Origin of the sequence: Streptomyces sp. cg40, from assembly GCF_050320165.1 — a bacterium.
GTDB lineage: Bacteria > Actinomycetota > Actinomycetes > Streptomycetales > Streptomycetaceae > Streptomyces > Streptomyces hokutonensis.
On the sequence record NZ_CP190128.1, the window covers coordinates 10,127,359 to 10,143,158 of the forward strand.

Annotated in this window: 13 protein-coding genes; 11 read left to right on the forward strand and 2 right to left on the reverse strand. The window is 71.6% G+C overall.

All coding sequences use genetic code 11. From position 1 onward, the window contains the following. Positions 1-174: 174 nt before the first annotated feature. The 3 genes from ACQHII_RS45635 (at position 175) to ACQHII_RS45645 (ending at position 2,190) form a co-directional block, all read left to right on the forward strand. The gene (locus ACQHII_RS45635; protein ID WP_427924821.1) at positions 175-597 is read left to right on the forward strand and encodes an organic hydroperoxide resistance protein; all 423 of its coding nucleotides are present in this window, start codon (positions 175-177) and stop codon (positions 595-597) included. Between the two features lie 103 nt (positions 598-700). Beyond that, positions 701-1,741, forward strand: coding sequence for a LacI family DNA-binding transcriptional regulator (locus ACQHII_RS45640; protein WP_427924822.1), 1,041 nt, complete (start codon positions 701-703; stop codon positions 1,739-1,741). Between the two features lie 11 nt (positions 1,742-1,752). Continuing rightward, positions 1,753-2,190 (forward strand): NUDIX domain-containing protein, encoded by a 438-nt coding sequence (locus ACQHII_RS45645; RefSeq protein ID WP_427924823.1) that lies wholly within the window; start codon positions 1,753-1,755, stop codon positions 2,188-2,190. Between the two features lie 60 nt (positions 2,191-2,250). Here ACQHII_RS45645 and ACQHII_RS45650 read toward each other — a convergent pair whose 3' ends face one another. Further along, the gene (locus ACQHII_RS45650; RefSeq protein ID WP_427924824.1) at positions 2,251-3,288 is read right to left on the reverse strand and encodes a medium chain dehydrogenase/reductase family protein; all 1,038 of its coding nucleotides are present in this window, start codon (positions 3,286-3,288) and stop codon (positions 2,251-2,253) included. A 151-nt stretch (positions 3,289-3,439) separates the two neighbouring features. On the opposite strand from ACQHII_RS45650, the gene ACQHII_RS45655 reads away from it, so the two are divergent. The 3 genes from ACQHII_RS45655 (at position 3,440) to ACQHII_RS45665 (ending at position 10,149) form a co-directional block, all read left to right on the forward strand. Beyond that, complete coding sequence (locus ACQHII_RS45655) at positions 3,440-4,099, forward strand: TetR/AcrR family transcriptional regulator (protein WP_427924825.1); 660 nt, start codon at positions 3,440-3,442, stop codon at positions 4,097-4,099. Positions 4,100-4,336: 237 nt separating this feature from the next. Continuing rightward, on the forward strand, positions 4,337-7,942 hold the full coding sequence (locus ACQHII_RS45660) for a hypothetical protein (RefSeq protein WP_427924826.1): 3,606 nt from the start codon (positions 4,337-4,339) through the stop codon (positions 7,940-7,942). A 122-nt stretch (positions 7,943-8,064) separates the two neighbouring features. Continuing rightward, the gene (locus ACQHII_RS45665) at positions 8,065-10,149 is read left to right on the forward strand and encodes a GH92 family glycosyl hydrolase (RefSeq protein ID WP_427924827.1); all 2,085 of its coding nucleotides are present in this window, start codon (positions 8,065-8,067) and stop codon (positions 10,147-10,149) included. Here ACQHII_RS45665 and ACQHII_RS45670 read toward each other — a convergent pair. Beyond that, the gene (locus ACQHII_RS45670) at positions 10,138-10,620 is read right to left on the reverse strand and encodes a winged helix-turn-helix transcriptional regulator (protein WP_427924828.1); all 483 of its coding nucleotides are present in this window, start codon (positions 10,618-10,620) and stop codon (positions 10,138-10,140) included. The genes ACQHII_RS45665 and ACQHII_RS45670 overlap by 12 nt on opposite strands. 93 nt (positions 10,621-10,713) lie before the next feature. On the opposite strand from ACQHII_RS45670, the gene ACQHII_RS45675 reads away from it, so the two are divergent. From ACQHII_RS45675 to ACQHII_RS45695, 5 genes are all read left to right on the forward strand, one after another. Beyond that, positions 10,714-11,202: a PaaI family thioesterase gene (locus ACQHII_RS45675; RefSeq protein ID WP_427924829.1), complete on the forward strand. Its 489-nt coding sequence runs from the start codon at positions 10,714-10,716 to the stop codon at positions 11,200-11,202. Positions 11,203-11,409: 207 nt separating this feature from the next. Further along, positions 11,410-12,195 carry a response regulator transcription factor gene (locus tag ACQHII_RS45680; RefSeq protein ID WP_427924830.1) on the forward strand — a complete coding sequence of 262 codons (786 nt, stop codon included), beginning with the start codon at positions 11,410-11,412 and terminating at the stop codon, positions 12,193-12,195. Positions 12,196-12,230: 35 nt separating this feature from the next. Beyond that, entirely contained in the window at positions 12,231-13,457 is a 1,227-nt protein-coding gene (locus tag ACQHII_RS45685; protein WP_427924831.1) for a cysteine desulfurase-like protein, read from the forward strand. Positions 13,458-13,900: 443 nt separating this feature from the next. Beyond that, positions 13,901-14,788, forward strand: coding sequence for a sugar phosphate isomerase/epimerase family protein (locus ACQHII_RS45690; protein ID WP_200710723.1), 888 nt, complete (start codon positions 13,901-13,903; stop codon positions 14,786-14,788). Between the two features lie 44 nt (positions 14,789-14,832). Then, positions 14,833-15,681, forward strand: coding sequence for a sugar phosphate isomerase/epimerase family protein (locus ACQHII_RS45695; RefSeq protein ID WP_427924832.1), 849 nt, complete (start codon positions 14,833-14,835; stop codon positions 15,679-15,681). Positions 15,682-15,800 lie beyond the last annotated feature (119 nt).

A 15,800-nucleotide genomic window follows, 5' to 3' on the forward strand; every position in this document is an offset into this window, starting at 1 on the left:
TGCGAGGGCGATGCTTGACGGTTTGCCCGCCCTTGTCGCACCGGCCATGAGGCGAGGGCCGATCACCTGGTCGGCAGGAAGCGTGCCCCTCGCAGGGGCAGGCTGCGAACGGCCGACGGCAGCACACTCACGTCGTAGTCATCACGTGCCGGCACTCATGAAAAAGGAACCGCCATGTCTGCGCTGTACACCACCGAGGCCCTGTCGACCGGCGACGGCCGCAACGGCGAAGTCCGTTCCCTCGACGGCGTGTTGGACGAAGTCCTCGCGGTCCCGAAGGAGATGGGCGGCCCCGGCGGCGACCGGACCAACCCCGAGCAGCTCTTCGCCGCCGGCTACGCCGCCTGTTTCCACAACGGACTCCGCCTGATCGCAGGCGGCCAGGGGGTCCGACTGGGCGCCTCCACCGTCCGGTCGAAGGTCACCCTGCTCGCGCTGGACGCCGGCGGCTTCACCCTGGCCGTGTCGCTGACCGCGCACCTGCCAGGCCTGGAGCAGTCGACCGCCGACCAGTTGGTGAAGGCCACCCATGAGGTGTGCCCGTACTCCAACGCCACCCGGGGCAACATCGACGTGACCCTCACGGCCACGGTGTAACCAGGGGGAACACGCACCTTCAGGCCTCGCGCTTCCCGACAGCGCGAGGCCTGCGGGCGTCGGGCGGGAGCTAGGATGCGGCTGCCGAAGATCGGGAGACGCCATGGCACCAGGGACAGGACGCGGCGCGGGAGCCGCACCGCGCAGTGTGGACGTGGCGCGCCTCGCGGGCGTGTCGCAGAAGACGGTGTCCCGGGTCATGAACGACGAGCCCTACGTCTCCGCGGACGTACGCCGCCGGGTCCTGGCGGCGGCCGAGGAACTCGGCTACCGCTCGAACAACGCGGCCCGCGCGCTGGCCTCCGGCCGCACCCGTTCCATCGGCGTCGTGACGCTCGGTACCGCGCTCTACGGCCCCGCCTCGCTGCTCATGGGCGTCGAGCGGGCCGTACGCGACACCGGCTACGCGCTCCGGGTGGTCAACACGATGGAGGGCGAGTCGGCAGGCATCGCCGGTGCCGTCGACTCACTTCTCGACCAGGGCGTGGACGGCATCGTCATCTCCGAGCCGATCGACGAGGAGGACGGCGCCGACCTGTCCGCGCGGGTCGCCGTGCCGGTGCTCGTCCTCGGCGCTCCGCCGCCCTTCGTCGCGCCCCATGTGGTGACGGCCGGGATCGTCTCCGGTCCGCTGGCCCGGGCCGCCACCGAGCACCTGCTGGAGTTGGGCCACACCACGGTCCACCATCTGGCGGGACCCGTGCGCTGGTACTCGGCCCGGGACCGTCTCGAGGGCTGGCGGGCGGCGCTCGCCGCGCACGGCCGGGCGGAACCGCCGGTCGTACAGGGCGACTGGTCGGCCGCCTCCGGCTACGCGGCCGGTCGCGCCCTGGCCGACGCCCCCGGCGTCACCGCGGTGTTCGCCGCCAACGACGACATGGCCATCGGACTGATCCGCGCCCTGACGGAGGCCGGCCGGCGGGTGCCGGAGGACATCAGCGTGGTCGGCTTCGACGACACCCCGGTCGCCGCCTATGTGACTCCGCCGCTGACGACCGTACGACAGCCGTTCGACGCGATGGCGCGCATCGGTCTCAAGCTCCTCGTGCACGCCATCGAGCATCCTCAGGAACCCCCGCTGCCGGTGACCGAACCACCGGTCGAACTCGTCGTCCGGGCTTCGTCGGCGGCCCCGCCTCGCTAGGCTCTGCGGGCATGAAGGTCCGTCACAAGGCGCGGGTCGTGCTGCTCGACCACGGTCACCTGGTGTTCCTGAAGCGGGGCTGGCCGGGCGGTGACTCCTACTGCACGACCGTCGGCGGGAGCGTCGAGCCGACCGACGCGAACCTCGAAGCGGCCCTGCGCCGCGAGGCGTTGGAGGAGATCGGTGCCACGATCGGTCCCGCCACCGAGTTCCTCACCCTGACCGAACCGGGCGACACGACCACCGTCGTACAGCACTACTTCCTCGCCGACCTGCTCGACATGGACCCGGACCGCCGCCACGGTCCCGAGCTCGACGACGCCGACACGGGCGACTTCGAACCGGTCCGGGTGGAGCTGAGCCGCTCCGCCGTGGCGGCCCTCAACCTCCAGCCGGCCGAACTCGCCGACCATGTGCTCCGGCATGTCGACGCGTGGGGCGCCGCCTGACGGTCGCCGTCGCGGGAGGCGTTACGTCGTTGGGAGGCTGTACGTCGTTGGAAGGCCGTACTACGGCGTCAGTACGACCTTGCCGGCGACCGTGCCCGACTCGGCGAGGCGCAGGGCGTCGGAGACGCGGGCGAGCGGCAGCCGGGCCGCGATCCGCGGTGTGACCTCACCGCGCTCGACGGCCGCGAAGACCTGGGTGAGGTCGGTGCGCAGCTGGGCGCGGAACCGGTTCTTGTTCAGGGCGCGCCCGGCCCAGACGTTGAAGAAGTAGGCGCGACGGCCGTTGGGCAGCGCGTTCCACATCCAGACCCGGCCGAGGATCTTGAGCACGGGCAGCTGCTTGGAGCCCTCGTCGTCGCGGGTGGCGGCGCTCCCGTAGGAGACGAGCGTGCCGCCGGGGGCGAGGAGGTGCCAGGAGCGGACGGCGCTCTCGGCGCCGACGTGGTCGAAGACCGCGTCCACCCCGCGCGGGGCGAGCTCGCGGACCCGTGCGGCGAGGTCCGGGGTGCGGTAGTCGATGGGCTCGACGCCCTGCTCGCGCAGTGCGTCGTGGTGGCGCGGTGACGCCGTGCCGATCACGTACACGCCCATCGCGCGGGCGAGTTGGACCAGGACCGTGCCGACGCCGCCGTTGGCGCCGTGCACCAGGATCGTCTGGCCCGCACGGACCCGGGCCTTGCGGTGCAGCATCTGCCAGGCGGTGATGCCGTTGACCACCACGGTCTCGGCCTCCGCCGCGCCGACCCCGGCGGGCACCGGCACCACGTCGGCCGCGTCGACCAGCACATGGCTGGCCCAGCCGCCGACCTTCACCAGCGCGGCCACCCGGATGCCGGCCAGGCCCGGTTCCACGCCGGCACCGGTGCTCTCGACCGTACCGACCAGGTCGTAGCCGGGGACGAAGGGGAACGGGGGCTGGTCGTAGTACCGGCCGCGGCGCATCTGCTGCTCGGCGAAGGAGACCCCGGTCGCCTCCATCCGGATCACGACCTGGCCGGGGCCCGCGACGGGGACGGCTCCCCGCCGGACCTCCAGGCCCTCGGGCTCGACCTTGCCCGGCAGGACGACCTCGACGAGTGCGTCGGTGGTGTTGTTCATGGCGACCTCCACTGTGAGCTGCGGCGAGCTATGTGCTTTCGTGTTCGTTATAAGTTCTAACGCACGCTAGAAGAGGTCGTCAAGTGCAATTGTGATACCTTCTAACTGAAGCTTGAGTATGTAGTCCTGTGAGTGTGGGAGGCGGCCGGTCATGGCGGAAACAGGCACGAGGACCCCGCGTGAGCGCTACCGCGACCAGGTGCGCACAGAGATCAAGGAGCACGCGCGGGAACAGATCGCCGCGGCGGGCGCCTCCGCGCTCTCCCTCAACGCCATCGCCAAGCGGATGGGCATGAGCGGCCCCGCGCTCTACCGCTACTTCGCCAGCCGGGACGACCTCATCACCGAACTCGTCCGGGACGCGTACCGCAGCCTCGCCGACACCTTCCGCACGGCCGCCGAGACCGGCACCGACCTGCCCGGACTCGCCCGCACCCTGCGCGCATGGGCCCTCGCCGACCCCCAGCGGTACTTCCTCGTCTACGGCACCCCCGTCCCCGGCTACCACGCGCCCGACGACATCACCGGTATCGCGTCCGAGATCATGACGACCCTGCTGGACGCCTGCGCCGCCGCGGACCGGGCGGACGGTCCCGCGACACCGTTCGCCACGCATCTCGCGGACCACCGCGACTGGGCGGGCGACCACCCCGCCCCGCCCGCGGCCCTCCACTGGGCCCTGACGTTCTGGACCCGCCTGCACGGCGTCCTCTCCCTGGAACTCGCTGGCCACTTCACCGGCATGGGCTTCGACCCGGCCGAGTTGTTCGCGTCCGAGCTGGCGGGGCTGATGGAGCGGCCGGGGGAGTGAGGTCTGCCTGGTGAGGGGGCGCCCAACTCCCCTGCTGCGTGCGAGAGTTCTTATTGATTGGCGGCTCGGGACGGGCTGCCAATCAACTTCCGGCCCGGTGAACTCGGTGCAGTGGGGGAGGTCGTCCCGCGTCCCCTTGGGGGAGGGGCGCGGGACGTTCGGCAGGACGGGTGAGGCAGTAGGGGGGCGATCGGTGTGGGGCGTCCGGAGAGTCCGCTGGATCCTGAGGGCGGGCCGGTGCAGCGGCTGGCGTACGAGTTGCGTCAACTACGGCAGGAGGCAGGGGGGATCACCTATCGGGTGATGGCCGGCCGGGTCGAGTTCTCAGCGGCCACACTGTCCGAGGCGGCGGCCGGCGAACGCCTCCCGTCCCTGCCCGTCGTCCTCGCCTACGCCCGGGCCTGTGGCGCGAACTCCGGTGAGTGGGAGGGGCGTTGGCGGCGGGCGGCCGAGGAGGAGGCCGGCCTGCCCGAGGAGGACGAGGGGGCCACTCCGCCGTACCGGGGGCTGGCGCGGTTCGAGCCGGGTGACAGCGGTCGCTTCTTCGGCCGGGACCAACTGGTCGCCGACCTGGCGGAGTTGGCGCTCGACAACCGCTTCGTGGCCGTCGTCGGGACGTCGGGGAGCGGCAAGTCGTCCCTGCTGCGGGCCGGTTTGGTTCCGGCGTTGCGTGGCGAGGCCTGGCCGGGTGCCCGCCCGGCGGCCGTACGCATCCTCACGCCCGGCGAGCATCCGGTTCGCGGCCATGCCCGGGCGCTCGTTCCCGCCGAGAGCACGGGTGAGGGGGACACCTGGGTGATCGTGGACCAGTTCGAGGAGGTCTTCACGCTCTGTCAGGACCCTGCTGAGCGGGCCCGTTTCCTGGACCGGCTGCTGGCGGCCTCCCGGCCGGGCGGGCGGCTGCGGGTGGTGATCGCGGTACGCGCGGACCTCTACGGGCGGCTCGGTGAGCACCGCGGTCTCGCGGACGCGCTGCGCGGTGCGAGCCTGCTCGTCGCCCCGATGAGCACGGACGAACTGCGCGAGGCCGTCGTCAAGCCCGCGACCGCCCAGGGGCTGACCGTCGAGCGGGCCCTGACCGACCGGATCGTCGCGGACGTGACCGACCGGCCCGGCGGCCTCCCGCTGATGTCCCACGCACTGCTGGAGACCTGGCGCCGCCGCCGGGGCCGGACGCTGACGCTCAAGGGGTACGAGGCCGCCGGCGGTGTCCGGGGCGCGATCACGCAGACCGCCGAGGACCTCTACGGCAGCCTCTCCCCGCAGGAGGCCGTGCTCGCCCGCCAGGTGATGCTGCGGCTGATCGCCCCGGGCGAGGGCACCGACGACGCGGGCCGTCCCGCCCGCCGTGCCGAACTCGACGCCGACGGCACCGGCGAAACGGCTGTAGTCCTGGACCGGTTGGCCCGGGCCCGGCTGATCACCCTCGACGACGACACCGTCGATCTCGCCCACGAAGCGCTGATCACCGCGTGGCCGCGACTCCGCGAATGGATCGACCGGGACCGCGAGTTGCTGCGCCGGCACCGATCGCTCACCGAAGCGGCCGTCGCGTGGGAGCAGTTGGGGCGTGACGCCGGTGCCCTGTACCGGGGGGCTCGGCTGACCGCGGCCGAGGAGGTCTTCGCCGACCCGGCACGTCCCGACCGGCTCACGCGGCCGGAGCGAGCCTTCCTCACCGCGAGCCTCCAGGCCCGGGATGCCGAACGGTCCGCGACAGCTCGTACGACCCGCCGATTACGGTCCCTGATCGCGGCGTTGGCCGCCCTGCTCGTGCTGGCGGTCCTCGCCGCCGGGCTCGCGTTCACCCAGCGACAGGACGCCGTCACTGCCCAGCACGCGGCGTTGTCCCGGCAACTCGCCGCCCAGTCCGCCGTGTTGCTGGACACCAACCCCGACCTGGCCTCGCTGCTCGCGGTCCAGTCGTACCGGACGAGCCCCACCGCCGAGGCCGTAACCAGCCTGTACGCCGCCGCAGCACTGCCGCAGCTGCACAGCATGGCCGTCGGCTGTCAGGTGTGGTCGGTGGCCTTCAGCCCGGACGGGCGCACCCTGGCCACTGCATGCGCCGACGCGACCATCCGGCTCTGGGACACCGTGACAGGCAAGCGGAGGGCCACGTTCGCCGGCCTCGGCGGTTTCGTGGCGGCGGTGGCGTTCAGCCCGGACGGCCGCACCCTGGCCGATGCCGGGGAGCACGGCCTCCGGCTCCGGGACGTGGCCACGGGCACGATCCGTGCCAGGCTCACCAGCCGCGATCCGGTGTCCGCGGTGGCGTTCAGCCCTGACGGTCGGACACTCGCGGCCGCGCAGGACAAGGTGGTGAGCCTGTGGGACGTGGCCACAGGCAGACTGCGGGCGACGCTCAAGGGCCACACCAGGATCATCGAAGCGGTGGCGTTCAGCCCGGACGGCCGTCTGCTGGCCTCAGGCGGCGCGGACTTCACCGTACGGCTGTGGGACGCGGCGTCCGGAAGGCTGCGGGCCACCCGGCCCAGCCACGCCGGTGAGGTGACGTCGGTGGCCTTCAGCCCCGACGGACAGACCGTTGCCGTTGTCGGTACCGTCGGCGAAAGTGTCCGGCTGCACGACACGTCCGGTGGCGCCGACCACGTCCTGAAAACCGGCCAGACCGGCGTCCTGACGTCGGTGGCCTTCAGTCCTGACGGCCGCACTCTGGCCACCATCGGGACCGACAAGACGCTGCGGCTGACAGACGTGGCCACCCACAGGAGCCAGGCCATCGCCACCGGACATGTGGACGGACAGACCTCGGTGGTGGCGTTCAGTCCGGACGGCCGCACCGTGGCCACCGGCAGTGGGGACGGCACCGCCTGCCTGTGGCAGCCGGACACCGGCCGGGCCCGTACCGTCCTCAACACCCTTTCAGGACCCATCCGTTCGGTGGCCATCAGCCCTGACGGACGCACTCTGGCCACCGCCGGCGACGACAGCAAGACCCGTCTGTGGAACACGGCCACCGGAACGCTCCAGGCCACCCTCACCGGCCACACCGGGCCCATACGGTCCGTCGCGTTCAGCCCGGACGGCCGCACCCTGGCCACCGGCAGCTACGACAGAACCATACGGCTCTGGAACGTGCGTACGGCAGCCGTGCGCAGAGTGCTCTCCGCTTCCACTGCCGTCCGGTCGCTGTCCTTCGCCCCGGACGGCCGCACTCTCTTCAGCCGCAGCGACGACGGCAAGCTGAGGCAGTGGAACATCACCACCGGCACAGCGCGTGTCCTCTTCGACCCGCACAATCCAACCGTGTCGTCCGTCGCCGTCAGTCCTGACGGCCGCACCCTCGCGGTCGGCTCGTACTTCGACACGATCCCGCTCCAGGACATCGACCGCGGCATCACCCGGGCCACCCTCACCGGCCACACCAGCACCGTGAAAGCGATCGCCTTCAGCCCGGACGGACGGATCCTCGTCAGTGGCGGCCAGGACCACACCGTACGGCTCTGGGACACCGCCACCGGGAAGCAACGGGCCGTCCTGACCGGCCACGGCGATCAGGTGCAGGCGGTGGCCTTCAGCGCCGACGGCCGGACCGTGGCCAGCGGCAGCGACGACGGCACGGTACGTCTGTGGGACACGGCCACCGGACGGCTGCGGGCTACGTTGACCGGCCACACAGGGCCCGTACGGTCCGTTGCCTTCACCCCGGATGGACACACCCTCGCCACCGGCAGCACCGACGGCACCGCCCGCCTGTGGAGCCTCACACTGCCCAACCCGCGACAGGCCGTCGACAAGATCTGCGCCGCCGTGCGCCGGGACCTCACGTCGCTGGAACGGACCACCTACCTCGACGGCCACCGGGATGCGACCTGCTGACCCGACCGGCTGGCTCCAGTGACCCGGACGGTGTGGCGGCGCCGTTGTGAAGATCGGGTTGGGGACACTCGCCGTCCGGCGCCGCGCGGCGGCGGGTTCCCCTGTCTGGCTGGAGAAACGTGGTGCGACTTCCCCTGCTGCGGGCCGTACTGGCGGCCTCGGTGCTCGTGGCGTCCGGAACGGCCGCCGCCGCCCCGGTCCGGGCGGACGGCAAGCCCCGGCCCCGGGCCGTCGACGATCTCGCGCGGTACGTCAACACCTTCGTCGGCACCGCCCCGGGTGGCCCCGACTTCGGACACGGAGGCGGCGCGGGCAACACCTTCCCGGGAGCCTCGGCCCCGCTCGGCGGGATGCAGTGGAGCCCCGACACCGTGACGTACCAGCACGGCGGCTACTCCTACGGCGACAACCGCATCCGCGGCTTCAGCCTCGCGCACATCTCCGGAGCCGGCTGCGCCGCCTACGGCAACGTGCCCTTCATGCCCACGCAGGAGACCGCGCCCCCGGCCTACGCCACGTTCTCGCACGCCAACGAGCAGGCGGCGCCCGGCAGTTACCACGTCACCTTCGACAACGGCATCGGCACCGACCTCACCACCACCCAGCGCTCGGGCATCGCCCAATTTACGTATCCGGCGGCCGACACCCGGCCCGCCGCGGTGAGCATCGACGCGGGCAAGGCGTTCACCGCGGCCACCGGCTCGGTCGACATCGGGACCGACACCCTGTCCGGATACAGCGACAGCGGGGCCTTCTGCAAGTCCAAGAACCGCTACCGGCTCTACTTCCACGCCACCTTCGACCAGCCCTTCGCCACAGCCGCCCACCCGGACGGCAAGGCCGGCGCGGCCATGGTCACCTTCGCCCCCGGCGTGCGCACCGTGACCGCCCGGGTCGGCGTCTCCTTCGTCGACGTCGAGGGCGCCCGCCGCAACGCGCTCACCGAGCAGGCGGGACGGTCGTACGACACCGTCCGGCAGGCCGTGCGCGCCGACTGGAACACGTGGCTGAACCGCGTCACCGTCGGCGGCGGCACGGACGCCCAACGCCGGGTCTTCTACACCGCGCTCTACCACGCCCTCCTGCACCCCAGCGTCTTCAGCGACACCGACGGCCGCTACACCGGCATGGACGGGCTCGTCCACCGCACCCGCACCGGGCATGCGCAGTACGCGAACTTCTCCGGCTGGGACGTCTACCGCTGCCAGGTCCAGCTGCTGGCGCTGCTCGCCCCGCGCGAGGCCTCCGACATCGCGCAGTCCGTCCTCAACCAGGGCCTCCAGGCCGGGTACTTCGACCGCTGGACCCTCGCGAACGGCGGCAGCGGTGTCATGGTCGGCGACCCGCTGCCCGCCATCGCCTCCGCCGTCCATGCTTTCGGCGGCACCGACTTCGACGCCGACGTCCTGCTGCGCACGGCTCTCGCGGACCGCCAGGACGACCGGCAGCGTCCCGGGCACACGCAGTACGACACGCTCGGCTATGTGCCCGCCGGCACCAAGGGGGTGTGGGGCTCGGTCTCCACCACCCTCGAATATGCCGTCGCCGACTACGCGCTGGCCCAACTCGCCCACCGGCTGGGGGACTTGACCGCGTACAACACCCTGCTGCGCGCCTCCGGGAACTGGCGCAACCTCTTCAACCCCGCCACCGGATACATCCAGCCCCGCGCCGCCGACGGCACCTGGCCGGCCTTCACCCCGGCCCAGAAGACCGAGTACGTCGAGGGCAACGGGGCCCAGTACACCTGGATGGTGCCGCAGGACCTGCCGGGACTGTTCGCGGCCATGGGCGGCGACGCCGCTGTCACCACCCGCCTCGACACCTTCTTCACCAGCCTCAACGCGGGCGCCTCGGAGCCCTACGCCTACCTCGGCAACGAGCCCTCGTTCGGGACCCCTTGGGCGTACACCCACGTCGGCCACACGGACCGCGCCGACGCCGTCGTCCACCGCGCGCTGGCCACGCTGTTCAGCGACGCGCCCGCAGGCCTCGTCGGCAACGACGACCTCGGCGCGATGTCGTCCTGGGCGGTCTGGGCGAGCCTGGGCCTCTACCCCGAGGTTCCCGGCAGCGCCCAACTCACCCGCACCACACCCCTGTTCGCCAACGCCACCATCCACCGGGGCGACGGCACCACGCTCACGGTCGGTTCCGCGGTGCCCAGGCATTCACTCCGGCAGTCGCCCAAGCGCTCACCGCGGTAGCGGACTTCGTACGGGACGGGCCGCCGGTCCGGGAACGGCCGTCACCTCGGTCGGTGCGAGCGCCCCGTGCGCTCCGCCGCACTCCACCACCACGCGTACCGGCGCACCGCACTCGGTGTGCCGGACGTCGAGGACCTGGCCCTCGGGGTCGGCCGCATACGTCTCGCCCCACTGCCGCAGCGCCATGAGGATCGGCCACAGATCGCGGCCCTTGGCCGTCAGCCGGTACTCGTTGCGGGTCCGGCTCCCCGCCTCCTGGTAGGGCACGGTCGTCAGGACGCCGGCCGCGACCAGCTTGCGGAGCCGGTCGGACAGCACCGCGTCCGAGAGCCCGATATGGCGCCTGAAGTCGTCGAAACGGCGGACCCGGATGAAGGCGTCGCGCAGGATCAGCAGGGTCCACTTCTCGCCGACGAGGTCGAGCGTGCTCTGGACCGGACAGTTCTCCGTGCTCACGTCGAGCCATTCCATGCCGCCACCATAGCCACCTGGCTCTGTCATTGACAGTCAGCTGCGGCGGGATCTAGCTTCTATTGGAGAAGCCAGTAGAGGAGGCAGCACCGCATGGGACGGTCACGCACGTACGAGTGGCAGGACCCGGGGATCTCGGCAGCCGCCGTAGGAAAGACCACGGGTCTGGAATTCCTGCGGGAAGTGCTCGCCGGACGGCTCCCCGCGGCGCCCATCGGCGCCACCCTGAACTTCACCGTCGACGAGGTGGAGTACGGGCGGGTGGTGTTCTCCCTCATACCGGGGGAGGAGCACTACAACCCCATCGGCAGCGTGCACGGCGGAGTGTTCGCCACCCTGCTCGACTCGGCGGCCGGCTGCGCCGTGCAGTCCACGTTGCCAGAGGGCATGGGTTACACCTCGCTCGACCTGACCGTTAAGTTCCTGCGCCCGGTCACCGCCGACACCGGGCGGATCCGCGCCGTCGGCACCGTCCTCAACGGCGGACGGCGCACTGCGCTCGCGCAGGCCCAGCTGCTCGACGAGAAGGACCGGCTGCTCGCCCACGCGACCAGCAGCTGCCTGCTGTTTCCCGTGCCCTGACCGTCGCCCTACCGTCCCCCGACCGGAAACAGTCGTAGAAGAGGAGTCCGCCTGTCCCCCGTGCAGGCGGATCCGTACCGTCAACTCCCTTGATCCTTACGGTCTCGGGCCTTGCAGGCACGCTGTGAAGTTTGCCGCAGACCGTTGCCGTGGTGGTATGGGGAGAAGTACGTACGTGGAAGTGACACAGCGGGATCGTGAGGGCGTATGACGGTCGGGGTGACCGGGGTGTACGAGCGCATGCTGGCGGTGGCGGTGGCGGCGCTGCACGAACGGGATCCCGCACGGCTGTGGCCGATGGTCGCCGCGGAGCTGCCGGGCCTGTGCGGGGGCGAGGCGCTGATCTACAAGCTCGGCGAGTGGACGGACCGGACCGGCGCGATGGGGCTCTCGCCAGCCGCCGCGGCACACCTCGGGCGGATCGACGACGAGGCGATGGCGGTGCTCCGCCGGGGCTACCCCTTCGCGGACCACTACGTCACGGCCGGTGCCGCCCGCCGCCCCGGAACCGCCCACCGAATGGCCGGGAAGGGCTGGGCCGACAGCCGTACGGCGGGCACGATCAGCCGTCTGATGGACGCGAACCACGTCCTGGCCGTCCCGCTGCCGGGCACGGCGACCCCGGTCACCGGCGCCCTCGTCTACCGGGCCGGCGCCGACTTCACCGAGGACCACGTCCGGGCCGCCGAGATGATCCAGCCCCTGCTGGCCGGCGTGGAACAGCAGCGGCAACTCCTCGAACGCTGGCAGGCCACCCAGGCCCCGCCCGAGCTGACCGAGGACTGCCGCCTCACACCCCGCCAGGTCACCGTCCTGCTGCTCCTCGCCGACGCCCTGACCGCCTCGGCCATCGCCCACCGCCTGGGCATCTCCGTGCGCACGGTGCACAAGCACGTGGAGAGCCTGTACCGGAAACTGGGCACACGCGACCGGGTGAGTACGGTGCTACGGGCGCAGGAGATCGGCCTGCTTCCAGCCCGCACGGGACGCTGAACCTCAAGCCGCCGCACCGACAGGAGCCCACCCTCGTGACGTACGACATCACCGCCCTGCGCGCCCTGTTCCCCGCCCTCAGCACCGGGACCGCCCACTTCGACGGCCCCGGCGGCACCCAGACACCCCGACCGGTCATCGAGGCCATCACCCGCGCGCTCTCGAACCCCCTCTCCAACCGGGGCCGGATCACGGCGGGGGAGCGCAACGCCGACACCATCGTCACCGGCGCCCGCCAGGCCATGGCCGACCTCCTCGCCGCGGACCCGGCGGGCATCGTCTTCGGCCGCAGCGCCACCCAGCTCACCTACGACCTCGCCCGCACCCTCGCCAAGACGTGGGCGCCCGGCGACGAGGTCGTGGTCACCCGTCTCGACCACGACGCCAACATCCGCCCCTGGATACAGGCGGCCGAGCGGGTCGGCGCCACCGTCCGCTGGGCGGACTTCGACCCGGCGACCGGTGAACTGACCCCCGACCACCTCCGCGCCGCCCTCTCCGCACGCACCCGGCTGGTCGCCGTCACCGCCGCCTCCAACCTGATCGGCACCCGGCCCGCGATCCCCGAAATGGCCCGCCTCGCGCACGAGGCGGGAGCGCTGCTCCACGTCGACGGCGTCCACTACACCGCGCACGCCCTGGTCGACCTCGGGCAGCTCGGCGCCGACTTCTTCGTGTGCTCGCCGTACAAGTTCCTCGGCCCCCACCTCGGCGTGCTCGCCGCCCGCCCCGAACCGCTGGAGACCCTGCGCCCGGACAAGTTGCTCCCCTCTTCCGACGCCGTCCCCGAGCGCTTCGAACTCGGCACCCTGCCCTACGAGTTGCTCGCCGGCACCAGCGCGGCGGTCGACGTCCTCGCGGGCCTCGACGCGGGGGCCGCCGGGAGCCGTCGCGAGCGCCTGTCGGCCAGTCTCGGCGCGCTCCACCGGCACGAGGAGGTCCTGCGCACGAGCATCGACCTCGGACTCGCGGCCCTCGACGGCGTCACCGTCCACTCCAACGCGGCCGACCGCACCCCCACCGTGCTTCTCACTTTCGACGAGGCGCTCGGCGCGGACGCCACGCAGGAGGCCTCCCGTTTCCTCGCGGAACGCCACGTCCACGCACCCTCCGGCTCGTTCTACGCCATCGAGGCCTCCCGCCGCCTTGGCCTGGGCGACTCCGGCGGCCTGCGCATCGGCCTCGCGCCCTACACCGACACCGAGGACGTCGACCGGCTGCTGACCGGACTGGAGCTGTTCCTGAAGCGGCCGACCGGCTGACGCCTGGCGAACCGATCAGGGTCGTGTCCCGTCCGTGCGCACGGATGAGGGAAAAAAGAGGTGCCCAATGAGGGGAGAATGATGGGTTCCACCCCTTCAGCAATGCCCCGCCGCGCATCTACCGTTGCGTCCATGTAAACAGCCTGGTCCGGTGGCCTGTCAGCGGCCACGGACCGGACACGACGGGCAGGACGGTTTCCGGAGGAGGGCAGGACCGTGGCGCTTGCCGAGCCGATCGCGGACGCGCGGCCGGATACGGCCGATCCCGGACCGGCCCGACACGATCCGCTGCTCCAACACCCCGACATGGTTCTCGCCCCTTGCCCGGTGGGTAGGACGCGCCGGGCGACGACCTCGGCCCTCGTCGCCGCGGCGCGTGATGCCGCGGGCCGTCCGCCGGCCGCGGTCGCCGACTCCGACCGGAACCTCAGAAAGGCCACAGCATGACCACCTCCCCCCTGAACAGGATCGCCGGTGCCCCCATCTCGTGGGGTGTCTGTGAAGTACCCGGCTGGGGCTACCAGTTGACGCCCGAGCGGGTGCTGAACGAGATGCGCGAGGTCGGCCTGTCCGCCACCGAGTTCGGCCCCGAGGGCTTCCTGCCCGCCGAGCCCGGCGCCATGGCCCGCACCCTCGCCGACCACGACCTGCACGCGGTCGGCGGCTTCACCCCGCTGCTGCTGCACGTGCCCGGCCACGACCCGCTGCCCGAGGCCGAACAGCTCCTCGCGGGCTACGACGCCTCGAAGGCGGAGGTGCTCGTACTGTCGGCCGTCACCGGCCAGGACGGCTACGACTCACGCCCCGAACTCGACGCCGACGGCTGGAAGTTGCTGCTGTCCAACCTCGACCGGCTCGCCTCGCTCGCCGCCGAACGCGGGGTGCGCGCCGTCCTGCACCCGCACGTCGGCACGATGATCGAGAACGGCGACGAGGTCCGGCGCGTCCTGGAGCACTCGGCCATCTCCCTCTGCCTCGACACCGGCCACCTCCTCATCGGCGGCACCGACCCGGCCGAACTCACCCGCCAGGCCCCCGAGCGGATCGCCCACACCCACATGAAGGACGTGGACGCCTCCCTCGCCGCCAAGGTCCAGGACGGCCGGCTCAGCTACACCGACGCCGTCCGCGAGGGCATGTACCGCCCGCTCGGCGCCGGAGACGTCGACGTCGAGGCCATCGTCACGCACCTCAGCGCCCGCGGCTACGACGGCTGGTACGTCCTGGAGCAGGACACCATCCTCACCGAGGAGCCCAAGGCGAAGGGCCCGGTCGAGGACGTGTGGGCCAGCGCCGAACACCTGCGCTCGGTATTGCGCGGCGTCGCGTAGCCCGCATCCGGGCCTGATGTGCATTTGATGTGTTCTGAGGGAAAATGACCGCTGACGAATTTCTGGCCACTTGCTGGACCACTGCGGGAGACGCCGCTCCCGATGAGGAGGACCAGCGCAGTCCGCTGGATCTGCGGGAACGGGTGGAAGCGGCGCGCCAGTCCGGATTCACCGCCTTCGGGCTGCTGTACGCGGACCTGGTGGAGGCCGAGCGCGCATACGGAATGGCCGGGATCCGGTCGCTCTTCGCGGACAACGGGATCAACCATGTCGAGCTGGAGCTGCTGACCGACTGGTGGGCGGACGGACCCCGGCGGGCCGCGTCGGACGAGATCCGGACCGGCATGCTGAAGGCCCTCGAGACACTTGGCGCCCGCACCTTCAAGATCGGCCCCGACGTGGCGGACGAACCCTGGGAACTCGACGTCTGGGCCAAGGAGTTCGCCGTACTGACCGCGCAGGCCGACGGGGTCGGCGCCCGGCTCGGCGTCGAGCCGCTGCCCTGGTCCAACCTGAAGACCGTGCACGACGGACTACGGCTCGTCGAGGCCGCCGGCCATCCGGCGGGCGGCCTCGTCATCGACGTCTGGCACACCGAGCGCGCCCACACCCCGCCCGCCGAGCTGGCGGAGGTACCCGGCTCGCGGATCGTGGGCGTGGAGCTCAACGACGCCGACAGCGACGTCGTCGGCACGCTCTTCGAGGACACCGTCCACCGCCGGCGCCTCTGCGGGGAGGGCTCGTTCGACCTGCCCGGGGCCATCGTCGCGCTCCGCACGGCCGGCTTCCACGGCCCCTGGGGTGTGGAGATCCTCTCCGACGCGCACCGCGCGCTGCCGGTGCGGGAGGCCGCAGCGGCGGCATATCGGAGTGCCGCGGCACTCGTGAACTGAAAAATGGGCCACAGGGGTGGCGGGAACGAAACCACGGTCGTTCCCGCCACCCCTGTTTTCATTTCCATTTCGGTGTACGGAACACGTTTTGATGGTCGTCGAGGAATTGTTTAGACATC